The organism is Bradyrhizobium sp. LTSP885 (genome assembly GCF_000938305.1).
Lineage (GTDB): Bacteria > Pseudomonadota > Alphaproteobacteria > Rhizobiales > Xanthobacteraceae > Bradyrhizobium.
Genome location: NZ_JYMT01000021.1, coordinates 116,968 through 134,253 on the forward strand (window position 1 = coordinate 116,968; position 17,286 = coordinate 134,253).

At 63.2% G+C, this 17,286-nt stretch carries 17 protein-coding genes; 9 read left to right on the top strand and 8 right to left on the bottom strand.

The genetic code is table 11. The annotated features are described in order from the left end of the window. Window positions 1-225 precede the first annotated feature (225 nt). Together UP09_RS14460 and UP09_RS14465 are read left to right on the top strand one after the other, a co-directional pair. Window positions 226-1,221 (top strand): glycosyltransferase family 2 protein, encoded by a 996-nt coding sequence (locus UP09_RS14460; RefSeq protein WP_245301952.1) that lies wholly within the window; start codon window positions 226-228, stop codon window positions 1,219-1,221. Further along, window positions 1,218-2,531: an O-antigen ligase family protein gene (locus tag UP09_RS14465; RefSeq protein WP_052833096.1), complete on the top strand. Its 1,314-nt coding sequence runs from the start codon at window positions 1,218-1,220 to the stop codon at window positions 2,529-2,531. The genes UP09_RS14460 and UP09_RS14465 overlap by 4 nt, the downstream gene beginning before the upstream one ends. A gap of 59 nt (window positions 2,532-2,590) precedes the next feature. Here the strand turns inward: UP09_RS14465 and UP09_RS14470 are convergent, their stop codons facing one another. Then, window positions 2,591-3,682 carry a glycosyltransferase family protein gene (locus UP09_RS14470; RefSeq protein ID WP_052833097.1) on the bottom strand — a complete coding sequence of 364 codons (1,092 nt, stop codon included), beginning with the start codon at window positions 3,680-3,682 and terminating at the stop codon, window positions 2,591-2,593. Window positions 3,683-3,865: 183 nt separating this feature from the next. Here UP09_RS14470 and UP09_RS14475 point away from each other — a divergent pair, with 183 nt between their 5' ends. From UP09_RS14475 to UP09_RS14485, 3 genes are read left to right on the top strand one after another with little or no spacing between them, the layout of a single operon-like run. Then, complete coding sequence (locus UP09_RS14475) at window positions 3,866-4,813, top strand: cupin-like domain-containing protein (RefSeq protein ID WP_044538863.1); 948 nt, start codon at window positions 3,866-3,868, stop codon at window positions 4,811-4,813. Window positions 4,814-4,844: 31 nt separating this feature from the next. Continuing rightward, window positions 4,845-5,792: a cupin domain-containing protein gene (locus UP09_RS14480; RefSeq protein ID WP_044538864.1), complete on the top strand. Its 948-nt coding sequence runs from the start codon at window positions 4,845-4,847 to the stop codon at window positions 5,790-5,792. An 18-nt stretch (window positions 5,793-5,810) separates the two neighbouring features. Then, window positions 5,811-7,001, top strand: a complete 1,191-nt coding sequence (locus UP09_RS14485; RefSeq protein WP_044538865.1) for a GNAT family N-acetyltransferase — start codon at window positions 5,811-5,813, stop codon at window positions 6,999-7,001. 32 nt (window positions 7,002-7,033) lie between these two features. Here UP09_RS14485 and UP09_RS14490 read toward each other — a convergent pair whose 3' ends face one another. The 3 genes from UP09_RS14490 to UP09_RS14500 form a co-directional block, all read right to left on the bottom strand. Continuing rightward, the gene (locus UP09_RS14490; protein WP_044538866.1) at window positions 7,034-7,981 is read right to left on the bottom strand and encodes a DUF5996 family protein; all 948 of its coding nucleotides are present in this window, start codon (window positions 7,979-7,981) and stop codon (window positions 7,034-7,036) included. Between the two features lie 121 nt (window positions 7,982-8,102). Further along, a complete protein-coding gene (gene wrbA, locus UP09_RS14495) occupies window positions 8,103-8,702 on the bottom strand; it encodes an NAD(P)H:quinone oxidoreductase (protein WP_044538867.1) in 600 nt (199 codons plus the stop codon). Between the two features lie 83 nt (window positions 8,703-8,785). Beyond that, window positions 8,786-9,484: a pirin family protein gene (locus tag UP09_RS14500; RefSeq protein ID WP_044538868.1), complete on the bottom strand. Its 699-nt coding sequence runs from the start codon at window positions 9,482-9,484 to the stop codon at window positions 8,786-8,788. A 117-nt stretch (window positions 9,485-9,601) separates the two neighbouring features. On the opposite strand from UP09_RS14500, the gene UP09_RS14505 reads away from it, so the two are divergent. After that, a complete protein-coding gene (locus UP09_RS14505) occupies window positions 9,602-10,510 on the top strand; it encodes a LysR family transcriptional regulator (protein WP_044538869.1) in 909 nt (302 codons plus the stop codon). Window positions 10,511-10,646: 136 nt separating this feature from the next. Here the strand turns inward: UP09_RS14505 and UP09_RS37615 are convergent, their stop codons facing one another. Continuing rightward, a complete protein-coding gene (locus UP09_RS37615) occupies window positions 10,647-11,093 on the bottom strand; it encodes a hypothetical protein (RefSeq protein WP_156164603.1) in 447 nt (148 codons plus the stop codon). A gap of 40 nt (window positions 11,094-11,133) precedes the next feature. Here UP09_RS37615 and UP09_RS14510 point away from each other — a divergent pair, with 40 nt between their 5' ends. Further along, entirely contained in the window at window positions 11,134-13,890 is a 2,757-nt protein-coding gene (locus tag UP09_RS14510) for an autotransporter outer membrane beta-barrel domain-containing protein (protein WP_156164604.1), read from the top strand. Window positions 13,891-14,107: 217 nt separating this feature from the next. After that, window positions 14,108-14,446: a hypothetical protein gene (locus UP09_RS14515; protein ID WP_502689053.1), complete on the top strand. Its 339-nt coding sequence runs from the start codon at window positions 14,108-14,110 to the stop codon at window positions 14,444-14,446. Window positions 14,447-14,449: 3 nt separating this feature from the next. On the opposite strand, the gene UP09_RS14520 is transcribed toward UP09_RS14515, so the two are convergent. From UP09_RS14520 to UP09_RS14530, 3 genes are all read right to left on the bottom strand, one after another. After that, window positions 14,450-14,917, bottom strand: coding sequence for a YbaK/EbsC family protein (locus tag UP09_RS14520; RefSeq protein WP_044538871.1), 468 nt, complete (start codon window positions 14,915-14,917; stop codon window positions 14,450-14,452). Between the two features lie 6 nt (window positions 14,918-14,923). Further along, window positions 14,924-15,670, bottom strand: coding sequence for a haloacid dehalogenase type II (locus UP09_RS14525; protein ID WP_044538872.1), 747 nt, complete (start codon window positions 15,668-15,670; stop codon window positions 14,924-14,926). Window positions 15,671-15,733: 63 nt separating this feature from the next. Then, a complete protein-coding gene (locus tag UP09_RS14530; RefSeq protein ID WP_044538873.1) occupies window positions 15,734-16,618 on the bottom strand; it encodes an amidohydrolase family protein in 885 nt (294 codons plus the stop codon). A gap of 231 nt (window positions 16,619-16,849) precedes the next feature. Between UP09_RS14530 and UP09_RS14535 the strand changes: the two genes are divergently transcribed. Continuing rightward, the gene (locus tag UP09_RS14535; protein WP_044538874.1) at window positions 16,850-17,236 is read left to right on the top strand and encodes a hypothetical protein; all 387 of its coding nucleotides are present in this window, start codon (window positions 16,850-16,852) and stop codon (window positions 17,234-17,236) included. The last annotated feature ends 50 nt before the right edge of the window (window positions 17,237-17,286 follow it).

The window sequence follows — 17,286 nt, forward strand, 5'->3', positions numbered from 1 at the left end:
GCGGCAAATCACATCGCTAGACTTCAAATTAACCTTGCGACGAAATCGCGCTGAGGTGTGCGGTGGCTGGATCGGATTTTGCCATGAGGTCGCCGTAACGTTTGAACTGCATCCGTATCGCTGCACGCGGCGGTCATCTCGGGACGAAGCTGTCCCATTATGACGACTTGCCTCGCTCCGGCATGATGCGCGTGCGGGGCGGGAATGCCAGGAGTGCTGAACCAGATGTCGACCGAGTTTGCCGCACCGGACCGGGCCTGGGTTGCGACGTCGCCTGCGCTCGACTGCTCCATCGAGACCATCATCTGCATTCCGAGCTTTCGCCGGCCGAAGCACCTGCGACTGACACTGGAGTCGATCGCGGCGCAGCGGACCGAGCGCCGCTTTGCCGTGGTCGTGGTCGAGAACGATGCCTCGCGATGTGAAGGCGCGCCGGTCGCGGCCGAGTATCTCACCTCCGGCCGGCTTCGCGGCGTCTGCATCGTCGAGCCCCGGCAGGGCAATTGCCAGGCGATCAACGCGGCGTTCGAAACGGCGCTGGCGACGTTCCCGCAGGCAAAGAATTTCCTGATGATCGACGATGACGAGGTCGCTTCGCCCGATTGGCTGGAGCGCATGGTGCAGGCAGCCGAGACGACCGGCGCCGAGATCATCGGCGGGCCGGTGTGGCCGAACTTCGACGACGAGCACAAGGGCGGCCTCAAGCGCCATCCGGCGTTCGCTCCGGCCTATCACACCAGCGGTCCCGTCCCGGTGATCTATGGCTGCGGCAACTGCCTGATCCGGCGGGCGGTGTTCGAGCGGCTCGGACAGCCCGCCTTCGACCTGCGCTTCAATTTCCTCGGCGGCGGCGACCATGATTTCTTCGCGCGCGCCCGCCGCGCCGGCTTCCGCTTCTTCTGGGTAACGGAGGCTGATATCAGCGAGACCGTTCCGGAGAGCCGGACCAGTCTCGGCTGGATCGTGCGGCGTGGTTTGCGGATCGGCGCGATCAACTATCATATCGAGCGCAAGGCTGCGCAAACGATCTGGTCGCGCACGGCCGTAAAGGCCAAGATGTTCGGCCTCGTGCCGTTCTCGCTGCTTCGTTTCACGCGCATCGTCTTGAAGGAGCAGCAGGCTGTCATCGCGATGCATCCGATGGTCGTCGCCATCGGCAGCGCGCTGGCGGTTCTCGGCATCGAGCCGCAGCCTTATTCGGCCTCCAAGATCGCGCCGTGACCGATTTCCCCATCACCGCGGAAAGCCGTGCGCTGATCGCGGGGGTCTCGCGCCGGCCGCCGATGGATTTTGTCCGCGGCGCGATGTTCATCGGCATCCTGTTGCTGGTCTGGGTCTCGCTGCATCCGTTCGAAGATCTGAGCGGCTTTTATGTAGCTGACGTCACGACCGGCAAGGAGGCGTTTCTCTATGGCCTGTTCGGCGTCCTGATGGCCGTCATGCTCGCGCTGACCATGCGAGACGACATGCCGGCGCTGAAATCGCTGGTGACGCCGGCCTTCATGCTGTTTGCAGCCTGGGTCTGCGTCACCGTCGTGCTGTCGTTCGATCCGGCGACGTCGCTGCGCCGGCTTGCGCTGTCGGTGTTCGTTATCGTGGTCACGGCAACCATGCTGCTGTTGCCGAAGTCGCAAGGCGAACTGATGCGCTGGTTCAGCGTCGCAGCGCTCGTCCTGCTCGTAACCTGCTATTTCGGAGTCTTGCTGGTCCCGCATCTGGCGATGCACCAGGCCACCGATCCGCAGGAGCCGGCGCTGGCCGGCAATTGGCGCGGTGTGTTCGGTCACAAGAACGTCGCCGCCGCGATGATGGCGATGCTGCTGTTCCTCGGTATTTACCTGATCAGGGCCGGGAGCTGGCTCTCGGGCATCGCCGTGGCCGTACTGGCTTCGGTCTTCCTGTTCTTTACCGCCGGCAAGAGTTCGATGGCGTTGTGTGCCGCCGTGTTATTGCTGAGCTCGCTCACGCTGGTCGTCCGTTCGTTCTGGGCGCGTGCGTTCCTGCTGCTGACGCCGCTCGTGCTGCTCAATTTGTTCAGCGTCGGCACTGTCATGAGCGATACGCTCGCTGCGATTGCCGACTTGCTGCCACTCGACACGTCCTTTACCGGCCGAGCCGACATCTGGACGTTCGCGCTCGACTCGCTGCATCAGCGACTCTTGACCGGCTACGGCTTCGAGTCGTTCTGGGGCACCGATGCGATCCAGAACCTGCAGGAAGGCAAGGAGTGGGCGGGCTATGCCTCGCACAGCCACAACGGCTACCTCGACACCGCGCTCGGGACCGGCCTGCCGGGTCTCGCGCTGCTGATCGCGGCGATCGTCGTCAAGCCGTTGCGGGATTTCCAGGCTGCGGATCAGGGTGGCAATAACGGCCCGCTGACGATGCTGTACCTGCGCATCTGGCTGTTCGGCCTCTATCTGTCGTCGATGGAAAGTTTCTTCCTCGATCGGGCCGATACGACCTGGGTGACATTCCTGATCGCCGTGTTCGGGCTGCACTATCTCGCCCGGTTCCGGATGCGGATCTAAAGCGTTTTCAAGCGAAGTGGACACCGGTTCGCATGAAGAAAACGCGTCAAAACAAGAATCTAGAGCTGCGCGCGTACGGCGTTCGCCACGTCGGTCCACCAGCCGTCAAAGTCGAACGGCACGTGCATCGTCGGTCGCTTCAGCGCCGCGACGATCGTGTCGGCATAGGCGACGCTGTCCGAATCGCGCGGCACCAGAAGGATGGCGCCGCGATTGATCAGCTCCTTGAAACGCGGGTGGTGGTCGAACTCCTCCGGCAGTGCCGGACCGGTGACGATCAGCGGCCGGCCGGACTGCACGCAGGCCAGCACGCTCGACCGCCGCGCGGTCAGACCCTCATCGAGCGGATAGCAGAACACGTCGACTTCGCCGAGCAGGCCAAACACTTCGTGATCGGAGGCGACATAGCCGGAGACGATCACGTCGCCCGTGAGCCCCAGCTCGGCGACGCGCGCGTGAAACCGTTGTTCGGTGTTGTCGACGCCGCGGATGAAGGAGCCGACATAGACGATCAGCGGCTTCAGCCCGCGCTCCTTCAAGGTTGCGCCGATCTCGAGCAGTCCATTCGGCTGCTTGCCGGGATAGATCGAGCCGAAATGCCCGATGATGAGCCGGCCGTCGCTACGCGCGGCAGCCAGCCGTCGCCGCAGTTGCGAATCCTCGATGCCGGCTGGCGCTGCGATATTCGGCGGCAACGGCGCCAGCACGCATTTCCGCACCATGCCGCGCATGAAGCGATCGTCGGCGAGCTCCCGACGCACCAGCGGCGAGAACATCACGATGGTATCGGCCAGCCATAGCGCCGGGACGTAGGTGAGCCGGCGCATCCTGTTGAGGCCGGCCCATTCGTGCTGGATCAGGACAGTTTTGCGGCGCCGGAGCCGCGCAAAAGCGAGCGCGAGCAGCGGCCGGACGATCACCCGCTTCCAGGCCACGATCGGGAAGCTGCAGATCACACTCTCGGCGGTGCCGACCGCGCGCCAGATCGCGCCGGTCGTCCCGTCCGTCTGCGTCAGGGTTAACGTCGTGCTAGCGCCGGGCTCGCTCTTTTCGAGCATTTCCTGCAGCAGGCGCGTGAACTGCCCGACGCCGCATTGCATCTGCGGTCCGGCGCCGAGGAACAGCGCCCGATATCGGGGTTTTTCGGTCATCGTGCTCTGGCAGCCGGTCCGGATGGCGTCGCCGTTAGCGATACAAGCGAGACATTAGCTTCGGGTAAGCGGCCGCATCCACCGACGGCATCCTTCTTGCCAATCTCTCTGCAACAACCCCCCGCTCGTCCCGGAACGGGACATCGGATGAACAAAACGGCGCAACACATTAGGAGCGCGACAATGACGACGGGCAGGATCTTCACGAACTGGGATGACACCCATTCCGAGCTCTGGAGCCATCAGCCGATCCGGCTCGAGCACAGCATGCACAAGCAGCCTGCGTTCTCGATGGACGATCTCGCCAGGCTGATCGAGACCTATCCGCGCGAGCATTACAGCCTGGTCAAGACCGGCGCCAAGGGATCGAGCCGGGTCTGGCGCGAAGGCGAGATTGGCAACCTCTCTGGCCGCCAGGTGATCGAGGCGATCTCGCGCGGCGGCCTGTGGCTGAACCTGCGCAACGTCACCGCGATCGATAGCCGCTACCGCGACATGATCACCGAGATGTTCGGCGAGATCGTAGCCAAAGTTCCTGGTTTCGACGCGCCGACGCACCAGGCCGGTATCCTGATCTCGTCGCCCGACGCGCAGGTCTACTACCACGCCGATCTGCCGGGGCAGGGCCTGATCCAGATCGCCGGGCGCAAGCGCGTCTACATCTACCCCAACACGGCGCCGTTCATCCGGCCCCAGCATCTGGAAAACATTGCGCTGTTCGACGTCGAGGTCGATATCCCCTACGAGCCCTGGTACGACTGGCATGCGCGGGTGATCGATCTCGAGCCAGGCCAGATGTTGAACTGGCCGCTGAATGCGCCGCACCGGGTCGAGAATCTCGATACCGTCAACATCTCGATGACGGTGTCCTATGTGAATGACGACATCCGCCGCGCCCAGATCCTGCATCTCGCCAACGGCATGCTCCGCCATCGCTTCGGCTACGCGCCGAAGAGCCGCAGCATCCGCGGTCCGTCCTTCTTCGCCAAGCAGGTGATGCAGAAGCTGCTGCGCGACGGCAAGTGGGTGAAACGCGAGCGCTCGGCGCGGCGCGCGATCGACTTCCGTCTCGACGACACCGGTCCCGGCAAGATCGTCGACCTGCCCAAGGCTGCATTAGAGGTGGCATAGCGAACGGCGCAACGTGACCAGGAGCAGGACGGTGACCACAGGCAGGTTTTTCACGAACTGGGATGACACCCATTCCGAACTCTGGAGCCACCAGACGATCCGGCTCGCGCACAGCATCCACGAGCAGCCGGCGTTTTCTTTGGATGATCTCGCCAGGTTGATCGAGGCCTATCCGAGCGAGCATTACAGCCTGGTCAAGACTGGGCCCCGGGGATCGAGCCGCATCTGGCGCGAGGGCGAGATCGGCAAGCTCAGCGGCCGTCAGGTGATCGAAGCGATCTCGCGCGGCGGTCTGTGGCTGAACCTGCGCGAGGTCTCCTCGATCGATCGCCGTTACCACGACATGATCGATCAGATGTTCGCCGAGGTCGCGGCCAAGGTCCCGGGTTTTGAGGTGCCGACCCATCAGGCCGGCATCCTGATCTCGTCGCCTGATGCGCAGGTCTATTATCACGTCGATCTGCCGGGCCAGGGCCTGATCCAGATCGCCGGCCGCAAGCGCGTCTATATCTATCCGAATACGCCGCCCTTCATCCGCCCCGAGGATCTCGAGGACTGCGCGCTATTCCAGGCCGAGGTCGATATCCCCTACGCCGCCTGGTACGACAAGCATGCCCAGGTGATCGATCTCGAGCCCGGCCAGATGCTGAACTGGCCGCTCAACGCACCGCACCGCGTCGAGAACCTCTCCACCGTCAACATCTCGATGTCGGTGTCATACATGAACGATGATATCAGGCGCGCCCAGGCCCTCCATCTCGCCAACGGGATGTTGCGCCGTCGCTTCGGTTATGCGCCGAAGAGCCGCGGCCTGCACGGACCCGCGTTCGTCGCAAAGCGCGTCATGCAAAGGCTGCTGCGCAACAGCAAATGGGTGAAACGCGAACGCGCCGTGCGGTGCCCGATTGATTTTTGTCTCGATGAGAGCGATCTCGGCGGGATTGTCGACCCGCCCAAGCTGGCATCACAGGCAGCGTAGGACAAATAGGGTCTGAAAATGACGGTGTTGACAACGACGGTTGGAAAGATCGGTGCGCGGGCATCCTCGCACGCAATCGGCTTCCACGTCGAGCTGTTGTCGGATTGGACGCGGGCTGTGGCGCGCTGGGGATCGTTCGATCCGCCAACCGCGTTCCAGCATCCGCAATGGTATGCATCGTGGTACAGCGCTTTTGCAGCGGCTGCCGGCGTCGATCCGCTGATCGCTGTCATCACGGATGCCGCGACCGGCGAGCGCGCCGCACTGCTCCCGCTGATCCGTCGCCAGCAGGGCAACATTCGTATTGTCGAATTCGCCGATCTCGATCTCACCGATTACAACGCGCCGCTGCTGGGACCCGCCGCGCCGCGTGACGCTGCCGCTGCACGTCTGCTTTGGCGCGACCTGCGCGCGGCGCTACGCGCGTCGGCCGGTGGCGCGGATCTTGTCCGCCTGCGCAAGGTGCCCGCCGAGCTCGGCTGCCGCGCCAATCCGCTGGCGCTGCTCGACGCGGCAGGGCCGTGCTCGCTCACTGGCAACCCGATCCTGACCGGCGACGACTACGACGCCTGGCGCTACACGCTGGACAAGACCGTGCGCAAGGAGCTGGAGCGAAACTGGCGCGTGTTCACGCGCGATCACTCGGCTGCCTTCAGGATCGCCGCCGATGCCGATGAAGCGCTGCAGATCCTTTCGACCTTGGAAGTCCAGCAGGCCTCGCGGATGACAAGCCTGGGGCTCAACTTCATCCTCAATGAGGAGAATTGCGCCGCCTTCTATCGCGGCCTCGTCCGTGACAGCATCGACGGCGGCTACACGGTGGTGACAGCGCTGACCGCAGGCGAGGAGGTGGTGGCGACACTGCTCGGCATCCGCACCGGTACGCGCTATGTCATGATCCGCATCAGCAATGCCGGCGGTAAATGGTCGAACTCCTCGCCAGGGCGCCTGATCATTGAGCGCACCATGGCAGCGCTGCACAAGGACGGTGTGCGGGAATTCGACCTCTCGATCGGCAATTACAGCTACAAGCGCCGTTTCAAGCCGGAGCGGATGCCGCTGGTCGATCTCAGCGCAGCCTTAAGCTGGCGTGGCCGTCCGTATGCACTGCGCGATCGCGCCGTACTGGCGCTGCGCCGCTATCCAAAACTCACCGCGTGGCTGAAGCAGGCGCTCGGCAAGTCGAAGCCGTCGCGCGAGGATTATTGAGCGGTCGGCAAGCCTCCTTGCCTCGATCTCGTCTAGGTCTTTCTGACCACGCCGGGCTGACCTGGTGCGCATTCGAGCGCATCGCGGTTCCAGCCTGCGTTGATCGCCGCGGCCTCATAGCTCGATTGCAGGAAATCGAGCAGCGCCTTGTCGGGGTCTGCAGCCGTGCGCACGGCGTCATAGGGCAGAATGAATTCGCCAAGCACCTCGCTGAAGAATGCGGCCTCGGGTCGGACCGGCATGCTGCGATAGCCGGCAGGCTCCGGGTAGGCGTAGGAATAGAACGCTGGATAGTCGATAGCGCCGCCGCCCGGCCAGAAGCCGGCGCTGCTGACCTCGTGCGAATAGGCTTCGTGTGCCACCCTGTCGGGCAGATATGGTACGCCGCCGGGATGCTGCGGTGCCGTCCTGCCGGAGAAGCGCGTGACCGCGAGATCAAAGCTGCCCCAGAAGAAATGCACCGGACTCGCCTTGCCGAGAAAGCCGGTACGGAATTGCTTGAACACGCGGTCGCAGTTCACAAGGATCCGATGAAAACTGCGCACGGCGTCCGCATCGTAGGAGGCATGCTGCGTGTCTAGCGAAAACCGGATCGGATCGGCCAGCTCGTTCGGCATCTCGTCGATAGCGACGTTCACGCCGAGGCCCTCAAGGTTGGCCATAACGGTCGCGTAGAAGCTCACGACCGATTGCGGGACAAGCGCGAATTGCCGCTCAGTGCCGTCGCAGGTCGAGATGCGGAGGACGTGATCGATGAAATCGAAGTCGATCTGGAACGTGCGGTCGCCGTCCGGGATAGGCGAGGTCGTCAGCCCGCGCGCGGTGATATAGAGCGTGACGTGCCAGGAATGATTGAGCCATGGCGACTTTGCGAGCCGGATCTTGCCGACGATCTGGGTCCAGAGCTGCAGCGTGGCACAGGTGTCACGCCACGCCGCGGTCGGCAGCTCAGGCCAGCGAGGGTTGGAAGTGGTGTTCATCGCAAACCTCTGCGCTGCCGAGATGACGCTGTGGTCTATCACGATCGGGCGGCATCCTCGAAGGAGAATGCCGCCCGTATCGCATCAGCCATGCAGTTGGCCGCTGAGCTAGCCGCGATGCTTAGCCATGCAGCTTCTTGGCAGTCTCCGCGATCACACGGCCTTGATAGCGCGCGCCGGCCAGCTCATTTTCGCTCGGCTGGCGGCTGCCGTCGCCGCCGGTGATCGTGGTGGCGCCGTAGGGCGCGCCGCCGGTAACCTCATCGAGCTTCATCTGGCCGGCAAAGCCGTAGTTGAGGCCGACAATCGTCATGCCGAAATGCAGCAGGTTGGTGATGATCGAGAACAGCGTGGTCTCCTGGCCGCCATGCTGGGTCGCCGTTGACGTGAAGGCACCGCCGACCTTGCCGTGCAATGCGCCCTTGGCCCAGAGGCCGCCGGCCTGATCGAGGAAGTTCGCCATCTGCGACGCCATGCGGCCGAAGCGCGTGCCGGTGCCGACGATGATAGCGTCATAGCTGGCTAGGTCGTTGATCTCAGCGACCGGTGCGGCCTGGTCGACCTTGTAGTACGAGGCCTTCGCGACTTCGGCCGGCACCAGCTCGGGCACGCGCTTGATGTCGACGGTGGCGCCGGCTTCGCGCGCGCCTTCCGCGACGGCATTCGCCATCGCTTCGATGTGACCGTAGGCGGAATAATACAGGACGAGAACCTTGGCCATGATGGCCTCCTTTGAGTTTGCAAGTTGTTGTGGTGGGGAGGGGGCATGCGCGGACGTTTGTCCGCGCATGAGAGAAGAAGACGTCAGGCCGCGTCGACCAGCACCAGCTCGGCATCCTCGAGCGCGGTGATCTTCAGCTTGGTCTCGTCGCGGATCGCCGCACCGTCGCGTGCATTGACGCGCACGCCGTTGACCTCGACGCTGCCGGCCGCCGGCACCAGATAGAGGTGACGGGCCTTGTCGGAATCGTATTCCGCGCTTTCGCCGGCCTTCAGCGTGGTGGCGAGCACCCGCGCATCGGCCCGGATCGGCAGCGCATCCTTGTCGCCGTCAATGCCTGAGGCGATGGTGACGAGCTTGCCGGAGCGGTCTGATTTCGGGAACGGCTTCGAGCCCCAGGTCGGGTGACCGCCTTTCGTCGTCGGCTCGATCCAGATCTGGAAGATCTTGGTCTTCGACGGCTCCAGATTGTACTCGGAGTGACGGATGCCGCTGCCGGCGCTCATCACCTGGACGTCGCCCGCTTCGGTGCGGCCCTTGTTGCCTAGCGAGTCCTGGTGCGTGATCGCGCCCTCGCGGACATAGGTGATGATTTCCATGTTGGCGTGGGGATGCGCGGGAAAGCCAGAGTTCGGCGCGATCTCGTCATCGTTCCACACCCGCAACGCGCCGTGGCTGATGTTGTCGGGGTCGTGGTAGCTCGCGAAGGAGAAGTGGTGCTTCGCCTTCAGCCAGCCGTGGTCGGCGCCGCCGAGCTTGGCGAATGGTTTCAGTTCGATCATGGGATATCTCCATCGGTTGAATTCCGTTGGCTCTTGGATATGCCCCCCGCTGTGGTATAGAAATAGAAACTATCGAAACTCATTGTTTCTTATATTGAGCAAGCGGGACAGCTGCCCATGCCAAAACTTCCGGACTTCGAGGCGCTCGCGATTTTCGCAAAAGTCGTGGAATTACGGTCATTTGCCGCCGCCGCGGGCGACCTTTCGCTGTCCAAGGCCACGGTCTCCAAGGCGGTCAGCCGGCTCGAGGAGCGGCTCGGCGCGCGGCTGTTCAACCGCACCTCGCGGCGGCTGGCGCTGACCGATGCCGGCCAGAAATTGTCCGAGCGCGCAGCCCGCCTGCTCGCCGACGGCGAGGCCGCGGAAAACGAGGCGCTGGCGCAATCGACCACGCCGCGCGGGCTGGTGCGGCTCGCGGTGCCGATGAGCTTTGGCATCAAGACGGTGGCGCCGCTGCTGCCGGAGTTCATGGAGGCCTATCCGGAGGTCGCGATCGACCTGCATCTCAGCGATGCGACGGTGGACCTGATCGGCGAGGGGTTTGATGCCGGCCTGCGCATCGCGCGGCTGCCGGACTCCTCGTTGATCGCGCGTCGGCTCTGCGCGATGCCACGTTACACGGTGGCCGCGCCGTCCTATCTGAAGCGCCACGGAAGGCCGACCCATCCGATGCATCTCGCCGAGCACAAATGCTTCGGCTACGCCTATCTTTCGACGCAGGGCGTCTGGCACTACACCAACGCCGCCGGCGAGCAGGCCAATGTGCGCCCGGCGGGCCAGTTGCGGGTCAACAATGGCGAGGCGGTGATGCCCGCGTTGCTCGCCGGCCTCGGCATCGCCGACCTGCCTGATTTCATCGTCGGCGAGGCGATCGCCAGCGGTGAGGTCGAGGTGATCCTGAAGGGCTGGCACCAGCCGGAGGCCGCCGTGCACCTCGTCACCCCGCCCGGCGGCCCGCGCCCCGTCCGCGTCGAGGTGCTCGCGGATTTTCTGGCGAAGCAGTTTGCGAAGGGGAAGAAGAAGTAGCGTCCGTTCGCGATCGAACGGCATCGCTGATCGGCACCAACGACCATGGCTGATGTTGTGATCGCAGCGTGCGTTGGCCGCGCGCGCCGAGCCCGAACCCCCTGCCGAGCTTGTCTCCCACCAGCAACAGACCCCCTCAATCGTCGAACGGTGACGCCCAGTCCAGACCGGGTGACGTCCAGTCCAAGCCGATTTCCCAGAAAAAACTAAAATCGCGGCTCGGATTCGAAATTTCGTGTTGCGATTTTGGCTGCGTCAGCTGGCGCCACAACGGCCTGGGATCGGAGCAGACGTTGGAGGCAGATTTGTTTTTTGGTCGCTTATCGGTCTCCGGTATTCGCTCGCGGTGCAGTGTGTATTTGCCGAGGCTGGCCGTGTTGGCCTTGCTTCCTGCTTTTTGGCCGGCCTCAGCCCAAGCGCAGACCTGGCTGGCTTCGCCGGGCAGCGGCGATTGGAATACGGCGGCGAACTGGAATCCCGCGACCATCCCGGATTCTCTGGCGGCCGCTGTCGTCTTCGGCACGTCCAACAAAAGCGCGGTTTCACTTTCCAACCAAGTGGCGGTCGGCAGTCTCACGTTCAATGGAACGACCGCTTATACGGTCGATCTCAACGGTCAGTTGATGACGGTCAACGCTGCCGGTGTTTCCAACACCTCGGGTCACACGCAAAACATCACCGTCAATGGCACGATGGATTTCAAGAACAGCGCCACTGCGGGAGGAGGCGACGTCGCCTATTCCGTGCAGGGCGGTGGCAGCACGGCGCAGTTCCAGAATAACTCGACGCTGGGAGCGGCGACCTTCACGGTCAATAGCGGCACATTCCTTCAGATGATCAATAGCTCGACGGGGGGTACCGCGCGCATCATCAACAACGGCACTTTGGTCATGCAAAAGTCAGACGGCGTGCTGAGCGTCGGGTCGCTGGAAGGAAGCGGCGATGTGGTCTTTTCGACCCAGAACGGAGGGGCCGCCACGCAGACCCTGACGGTCGGCACATTGAACACCAGCACAAGTTTTTCCGGGCAGATCAATAATGGCGTCGGTGTGACTGGCGCCTTGTCCAAAGTCGGGACTGGCACGCTCACCTTGACGGGCACCAACGGCTATACCGGCGCGACCACGATTGCGGCCGGGACGCTGGCGTTGACGGGAACGGGCAGCATTGCCGCATCGAGCCAGGTCAACCTGACCAACGGCGCGATATTCGATATCTCCGGGACAACGGCCGGCGCTTCGGTCGTTTCGCTGAACGGCGTCTCCGGCAGCAATGTGAATCTGGGTACGCAAACCCTCACCATTACGAACGGAAACGGACTGAACATCTACTACGGCACCATCGGTGGTGGCGGTGGACTGACGGTCGCCGGTGGCTTCGCAGTGCTCGGTGGAACCAACACTTATACCGGTGTGACCAATATCACGACCACCGGAGACCTGGCGCTTAACGGCACCGCTTCCATCGCAAGCTCGAGCAAGGTCATTAATAACGGCACCCTCGATCTTTCGGTCATGTCTGTCGACACCTCGATCAAGTCGCTGGCCGGAACCAACAGCAACTCGAATTTATTCCTGGGCAACCAGTCACTGATCCTGACCGCGGCAAACGATACCTACGCAGGCATGATCAGCGGCAACGGCGGACTTACGCTGACGGGCGGCACGGAAACGCTGACCGGCGCCATCGGCTATAGCGGCGCGACCACGGTCAATGGCGGCACCCTCGTCGTCAACAGCTCGCTCGCATCGTCGAGCGGGGTCACGGTGAATACCGGCGGAACGCTCTCGGGCACCGGCGCCGTCGGCAACACCTCGATCGCAGGCGGCACGCTGGCGCCGGGCTCGGGCACGCCGGGGTCGTCGTTGACGATTTTTGGCACGCTCGGCTTCACCGCGGCATCGACCTATGCCGTCAATATAAACCCGACCACATCGTCGTTCGCCAACGTGAGCGGCACTGCGACGCTGAACGGCGCGACCGTCAATGCGACCTATGCCAACGGCAGCTATGTCGCCAAGAAATACACCATCCTGACCGCGGGCGTTGTCAATGGCTCCTTTGGTTCGCTGATCAACAGCAACCTGCCGACGAACTTCGCGACCAGCCTGAGCTACGACGGCAAGAACGCCTACCTCAATCTGGCGCTGAGTTTCACGCCGCCGGCCACCCCGCCGGTCACACCATCCGGTCCCACGGCTCCGGGCTTCGGCTCCAGCCTCAATGTCAACCAGCAAAACGTCGGCAATACCCTGATCAATTTCTTCAACACCACCGGCGGCATTCCGCTGGTGTTCGGCGCGCTGACGCCGGCCGGCCTGTCCCAGGCCTCAGGCGAGACCGCCACCGGCACGCAGCAGACCACGTTCAGTGCAATGACGCAGTTCATGGGCCTCATGACCGATCCCTTCATCGATGGACGTGGCAACGGTATCGCTCCACAGGGAAGCGGCGCGAACGGCTATGCTTCGACGCAAAATACCGGTGCGGCGCGCGACGCCTATGCGATGTTCGACAAGGCGCCGGTCACCGCCTTCGACCAGCGCTGGAGCGTGTGGGCCGCGGGCTTCGGCGGCTCGCAGACCACCGACGGCAATACCGCGCTCGGATCCAACAGCGCCACCAGCCGGGTTTATGGCACCGCGGTCGGCGCCGATTATCGTTTCTCGCCCGATACCATCGCCGGCTTCTCGCTTGCCGGTGGCGGCACCAATTTCAGCGTCGCCAATGCCGGCACCGGTCATTCCGATCTGTTCCAGGCCGGCGCGTTCGTGCGCCACACCGTCGGCCCGGCCTATCTCTCCGCGGCGCTGGCCTATGGCTGGCAGGACGTGACGACGGATCGCACCGTGACCATCGCGGGCATCGATCAGTTGCGCGCGCGCTTCAACGCCAATGCCTGGTCGGGCCGCGTCGAGGGCGGCTATCGCTTTGTCACGCCGGTCGTGGGCGTCACGCCCTACGCTGCTGGACAGTTCACCACCTTCGATCTGCCGTCTTATGCCGAAGGCGTTCTCTCCGGCGCCTCCACCTTCGCGCTGTCGTATGGCGCCAAGAGTGTGACCGACGCCCGCAGCGAACTCGGCATTCGCACCGACAAATCCTGGGCGCTACAGGACTCTGTTCTGACCTTGCGCGGCCGCCTCGCCTGGGCGCACGATTACGATCCGGATCGTTCGGTCGCCGCGACGTTCCAGACGCTGCCGGGCGCATCGTTCGTCGTCAACGGCGCGGCTCAGGCTTCCGACTCGGCGCTGACGACCGCCTCGGCGGAAATCAAATGGATGAACGGCTGGTCCGCGGCCGCCACCTTCGAGGGCGAATTCTCGGACGTCACCCGTTCTTACGCCGGCAAGGGCGCGGTGCGGTACGCCTGGTAACAGCCGCGTCCGCGATCAGCATTTGCGGACAGAACGCCGCAGGCCGTGATCGACGGTCCTGCGCGGCTCGTCTTCACATTTTTTTGTCTACGCGAACGATCCTTGGCCGCATTCCCTTGCCAATTTTGGGCAAAGCGCGGCGCGGAACTTTCGCATGCGCCTTCATGAAAATCGAACAAGGGGACCCGATATGCAAACGCAGCGGATCGTCCTAAGCTTGGCGATCGCAGTCGGCAGTCTGGCCGCTGTGACGCCCGCATCCTCCCAGGAATATCGGGGAACCTGGGAACAGCAGATGGCGTGCACGCCTGATGTGATGCGCCTGTGCAGCGATCAGATTCCCGATACCAACCGGATCGTCGCCTGCCTGCGGCAGAACACGGCGTTGCTCGGCCATTCCTGTCGCGCGGTGTTTGAATCGAATGCCAGCGCGCAGCAGCAGCCCGGGCCACAGCCGCCAATGGCGCGCGCGCCGCAGCCGATGCAGCGACCCCATGTGCCGCAGCAGATTCAGCCGACGCCGGTCGCGCCATCGCCCGACGATGACAACGAGTAAGATTTAGGGCCTGACCTCGCAGACATCGACCCATTCAGCCGATGTCAGCGCCGCCATCCTGTCAGGCGTGATGCGCACCGCGCTGTGGGTCGAGCCCGCGGCCGGCACCACCACGTCGAACGCCTTCAATGACACGTCGCAATAGATCGGCAATGGTGTCTTCAGCCCGAACGGGCAGACGCCGCCGACCTCGTGGCCGGTGATTTCGGCGACCTCGTCGAGGCCGAGCATCTTCGGCTTTCCGCCGAACTGCGCCTTCACCTTCTTGTTGTCCATCCGCGAGGTGCCGGCGGCGACGATCAGCACCACGCGGTCGCCGACGCGAAGGCTCAGCGTCTTGGCGATCCGCGCCGGCTCAACGCCGTAGGCCTCGGCCGCCAGCACGACGGTCGCGGAGCTCATGGCTGATTCGATCACGGAGATATCGGGCGCTTTCTCGGCGAAGAAGGCACGGACGGACTCGAGACTCATTTTCGTTCAGGACCTTTGGGCGGACACCAGGGCGGGAAGTTCGGAGAGAGCGCGGATGCGGTGATCAGGCGCGACGCCGAGCTCGTCCATCTGGGTACGCAACGCCCAAAACATCGTCAATGGGGTGACCGTCTCGCTCTCGACGCAGGCCAGAGCCATGGCTTCCGGCGTCACCCGCTCGATCCAGGCGACGTTGAGACCAAATGCCTTGGCGCCGCAGGCGTCCCACGGATTGGAGGAAATGAACAGCACCTCGGCGGGCGGCACGTGCAAGACCTCTTCGATCAGCATGTAGGCCTCAGGGGCCGGCTTGAACATTTTCTTCGCATCGACGCTGATGGTCGCATCGAGCAACCGGTCGAGCCCCGAATTGCGCACCAGCGCGTTGAGCATATCAGGGCTGCCGTTGGAGAGGATCGCGAGCTTCCTGTCCTTCATCGCGGACAGCGCGCTCACTGCATCGGGATAGAGATCGAGATGCTGGTATTTGTCGATGATGCGGGCGAAGGTCGCGGCGTCATATTGCAGGCCGAGGCTGCGCAGCGTGTAGGCAAGCCCGTCGCGCGTGGCGACGGAGAAATCCTGGTAGCGCCGCATCAGCGTGCGCAGCCAGGAATATTCGAGCTGCTTGATGCGCCAGACCTGCGTGATGATGTCACCATAGCCCGGAAAGGCATCCTCGGTGACATCAGCCACTGACTGGACGTCGTAGAGCGTGCCATAGGCATCGAAGACGACGGCTTTGATCGTCACTGTCATTCTCTCTTATCCCGACCGCCGCGCCGGGGACGCCGAGGGCGCAGTGCGGAGGTCGCCTTATATACCCAAAATCTTGCGCGCGTTGGCCTTCAAGACCTTGGGGCGGATCTCCTCGCGAATGTCGAGTTTTGCAAAATCGGCGAGCCAGCGGTCCGGCGTGATCACCGGCCAGTCGGAACCGAACAGCATCTTGTCCTGCAGGATCGAGTTGATGTAGCGCACCAAAATCGGCGGGAAATATTTCGGCGACCAGCCGGAGAGGTCGATATAGACGTTCGGCTTGTGGGTCGCGACCGACAGCGCTTCCTCCTGCCAGGGAAAGGAAGGATGTGCGAGGATGATCTTGAGATCGGGGAAGTCAGCCGCGACGTCGTCCATGTACATCGGGTTGGAATATTTCAGCCGCATGCCCATGCCGCCAGGCATGCCTGAGCCGACGCCGGTCTGACCGGTGTGGAACAGCGCGATCGCGCCGCCGTCATTGATCGCCTCGTAGAGCGGATAGGCCATGCGGTCGTTGGCGTAGAAGCCCTGCATGGTCGGGTGGAATTTGAAGCCGCGGACGCCGTAGTCCTCGATCAGCTTCCTCGCTTCACGCACCCCGAGCTTGCCCTTGTGCGGGTCGATCGAGACGAACGGGATCAGGACGTCGAGATGGTCAGAGGCGATCTCCAGCATCTCGAGATTGTTGTAGCGGCGGAAGCCGGTCTCGCGCTCGGCATCGACAGGGAAGATCACCGCAGCGATGTTCTTGGAACGGTAATAGGCCGCGGTCTCGGGCACGGTCGGCGGATGCTTGTGCGGCGATTTGAAGTAATCCGCCATCTGCGCCTGGAAGTCGTCATAGCCGTCGTCGCCATGCATGCCGCAGGGCTCCTCGGCATGGGTGTGGATGTCGATCGCGACGACCTTCTCGATATCGGGCAGTTTGAGCTTGGGCATGGTGGCCTCCCCGGCGGCTTGACTGTTCGGTCTCTGGCAAATTGATTATACTATATAATTATTTTCGCAAGCTGCTTCACATGGCGGGCGCCGGTCCCGTCGCCGCTCCGCACATCGCGGAATCGTGTTCAGCCGGGCGCGGGCTGTGAAGCAGATCATATGAGCGAGGTAATGATTGTGTCAGATTGCAACCTGTAATTGCTAATCATTTCCATATGAAAGGGTTTCATCATGGCCAATACCCAGCCCAATCTCTATGAGCTTTCCGGTCACGGCATTCACGCCACCTATTCGACCACCAGCATCACGGGGAAGCCGGTCTTCAGCTATCACGACGGATTCCAGACCAAGAGCTTCACCGGCGACGAGATCCAGACCCAGAGCTCGATTCTCGGCACGCTGGTCAGCGTGTTCCTGATGCGGACCATCGACGGGCCGTCGACGTCGTTCACGGTGCTGATCCCGAGCGTACGTCTGTCCGGTCCCGAGGTCGTCAACATCTCGACCGAGGGCATTACAACCCTGCATCGCTTCGGCATTCCCCTGCCGCCGACCGGACAAACCGAGCTTTACACCCTGCATCGGCTGCACGGGACCGCGCGATTCGTCGTCTTCTAAACTGCCGCCATCGCGTGGCGTCGGGACATGAGTCCCGACGGATGGCGGCT

Coding starts and splice junctions, on each gene's coding strand:
- UP09_RS14510 (WP_156164604.1), top strand. CDS start 11,134: ATGACGGTCAACGCTGCCGGTGTTTCCAACACCTCGGGTCACACGCAA.
- UP09_RS14500 (WP_044538868.1), bottom strand. CDS start 9,484: ATGATCGAACTGAAACCATTCGCCAAGCTCGGCGGCGCCGACCACGGC.
- UP09_RS14505 (WP_044538869.1), top strand. CDS start 9,602: ATGCCAAAACTTCCGGACTTCGAGGCGCTCGCGATTTTCGCAAAAGTC.
- UP09_RS14485 (WP_044538865.1), top strand. CDS start 5,811: ATGACGGTGTTGACAACGACGGTTGGAAAGATCGGTGCGCGGGCATCC.
- UP09_RS14470 (WP_052833097.1), bottom strand. CDS start 3,682: ATGACCGAAAAACCCCGATATCGGGCGCTGTTCCTCGGCGCCGGACCG.
- wrbA (WP_044538867.1), bottom strand. CDS start 8,702: ATGGCCAAGGTTCTCGTCCTGTATTATTCCGCCTACGGTCACATCGAA.
- UP09_RS14530 (WP_044538873.1), bottom strand. CDS start 16,618: ATGCCCAAGCTCAAACTGCCCGATATCGAGAAGGTCGTCGCGATCGAC.
- UP09_RS14490 (WP_044538866.1), bottom strand. CDS start 7,981: ATGAACACCACTTCCAACCCTCGCTGGCCTGAGCTGCCGACCGCGGCG.
- UP09_RS14475 (WP_044538863.1), top strand. CDS start 3,866: ATGACGACGGGCAGGATCTTCACGAACTGGGATGACACCCATTCCGAG.
- UP09_RS14535 (WP_044538874.1), top strand. CDS start 16,850: ATGGCCAATACCCAGCCCAATCTCTATGAGCTTTCCGGTCACGGCATT.
- UP09_RS14520 (WP_044538871.1), bottom strand. CDS start 14,917: ATGAGTCTCGAGTCCGTCCGTGCCTTCTTCGCCGAGAAAGCGCCCGAT.
- UP09_RS14460 (WP_245301952.1), top strand. CDS start 226: ATGTCGACCGAGTTTGCCGCACCGGACCGGGCCTGGGTTGCGACGTCG.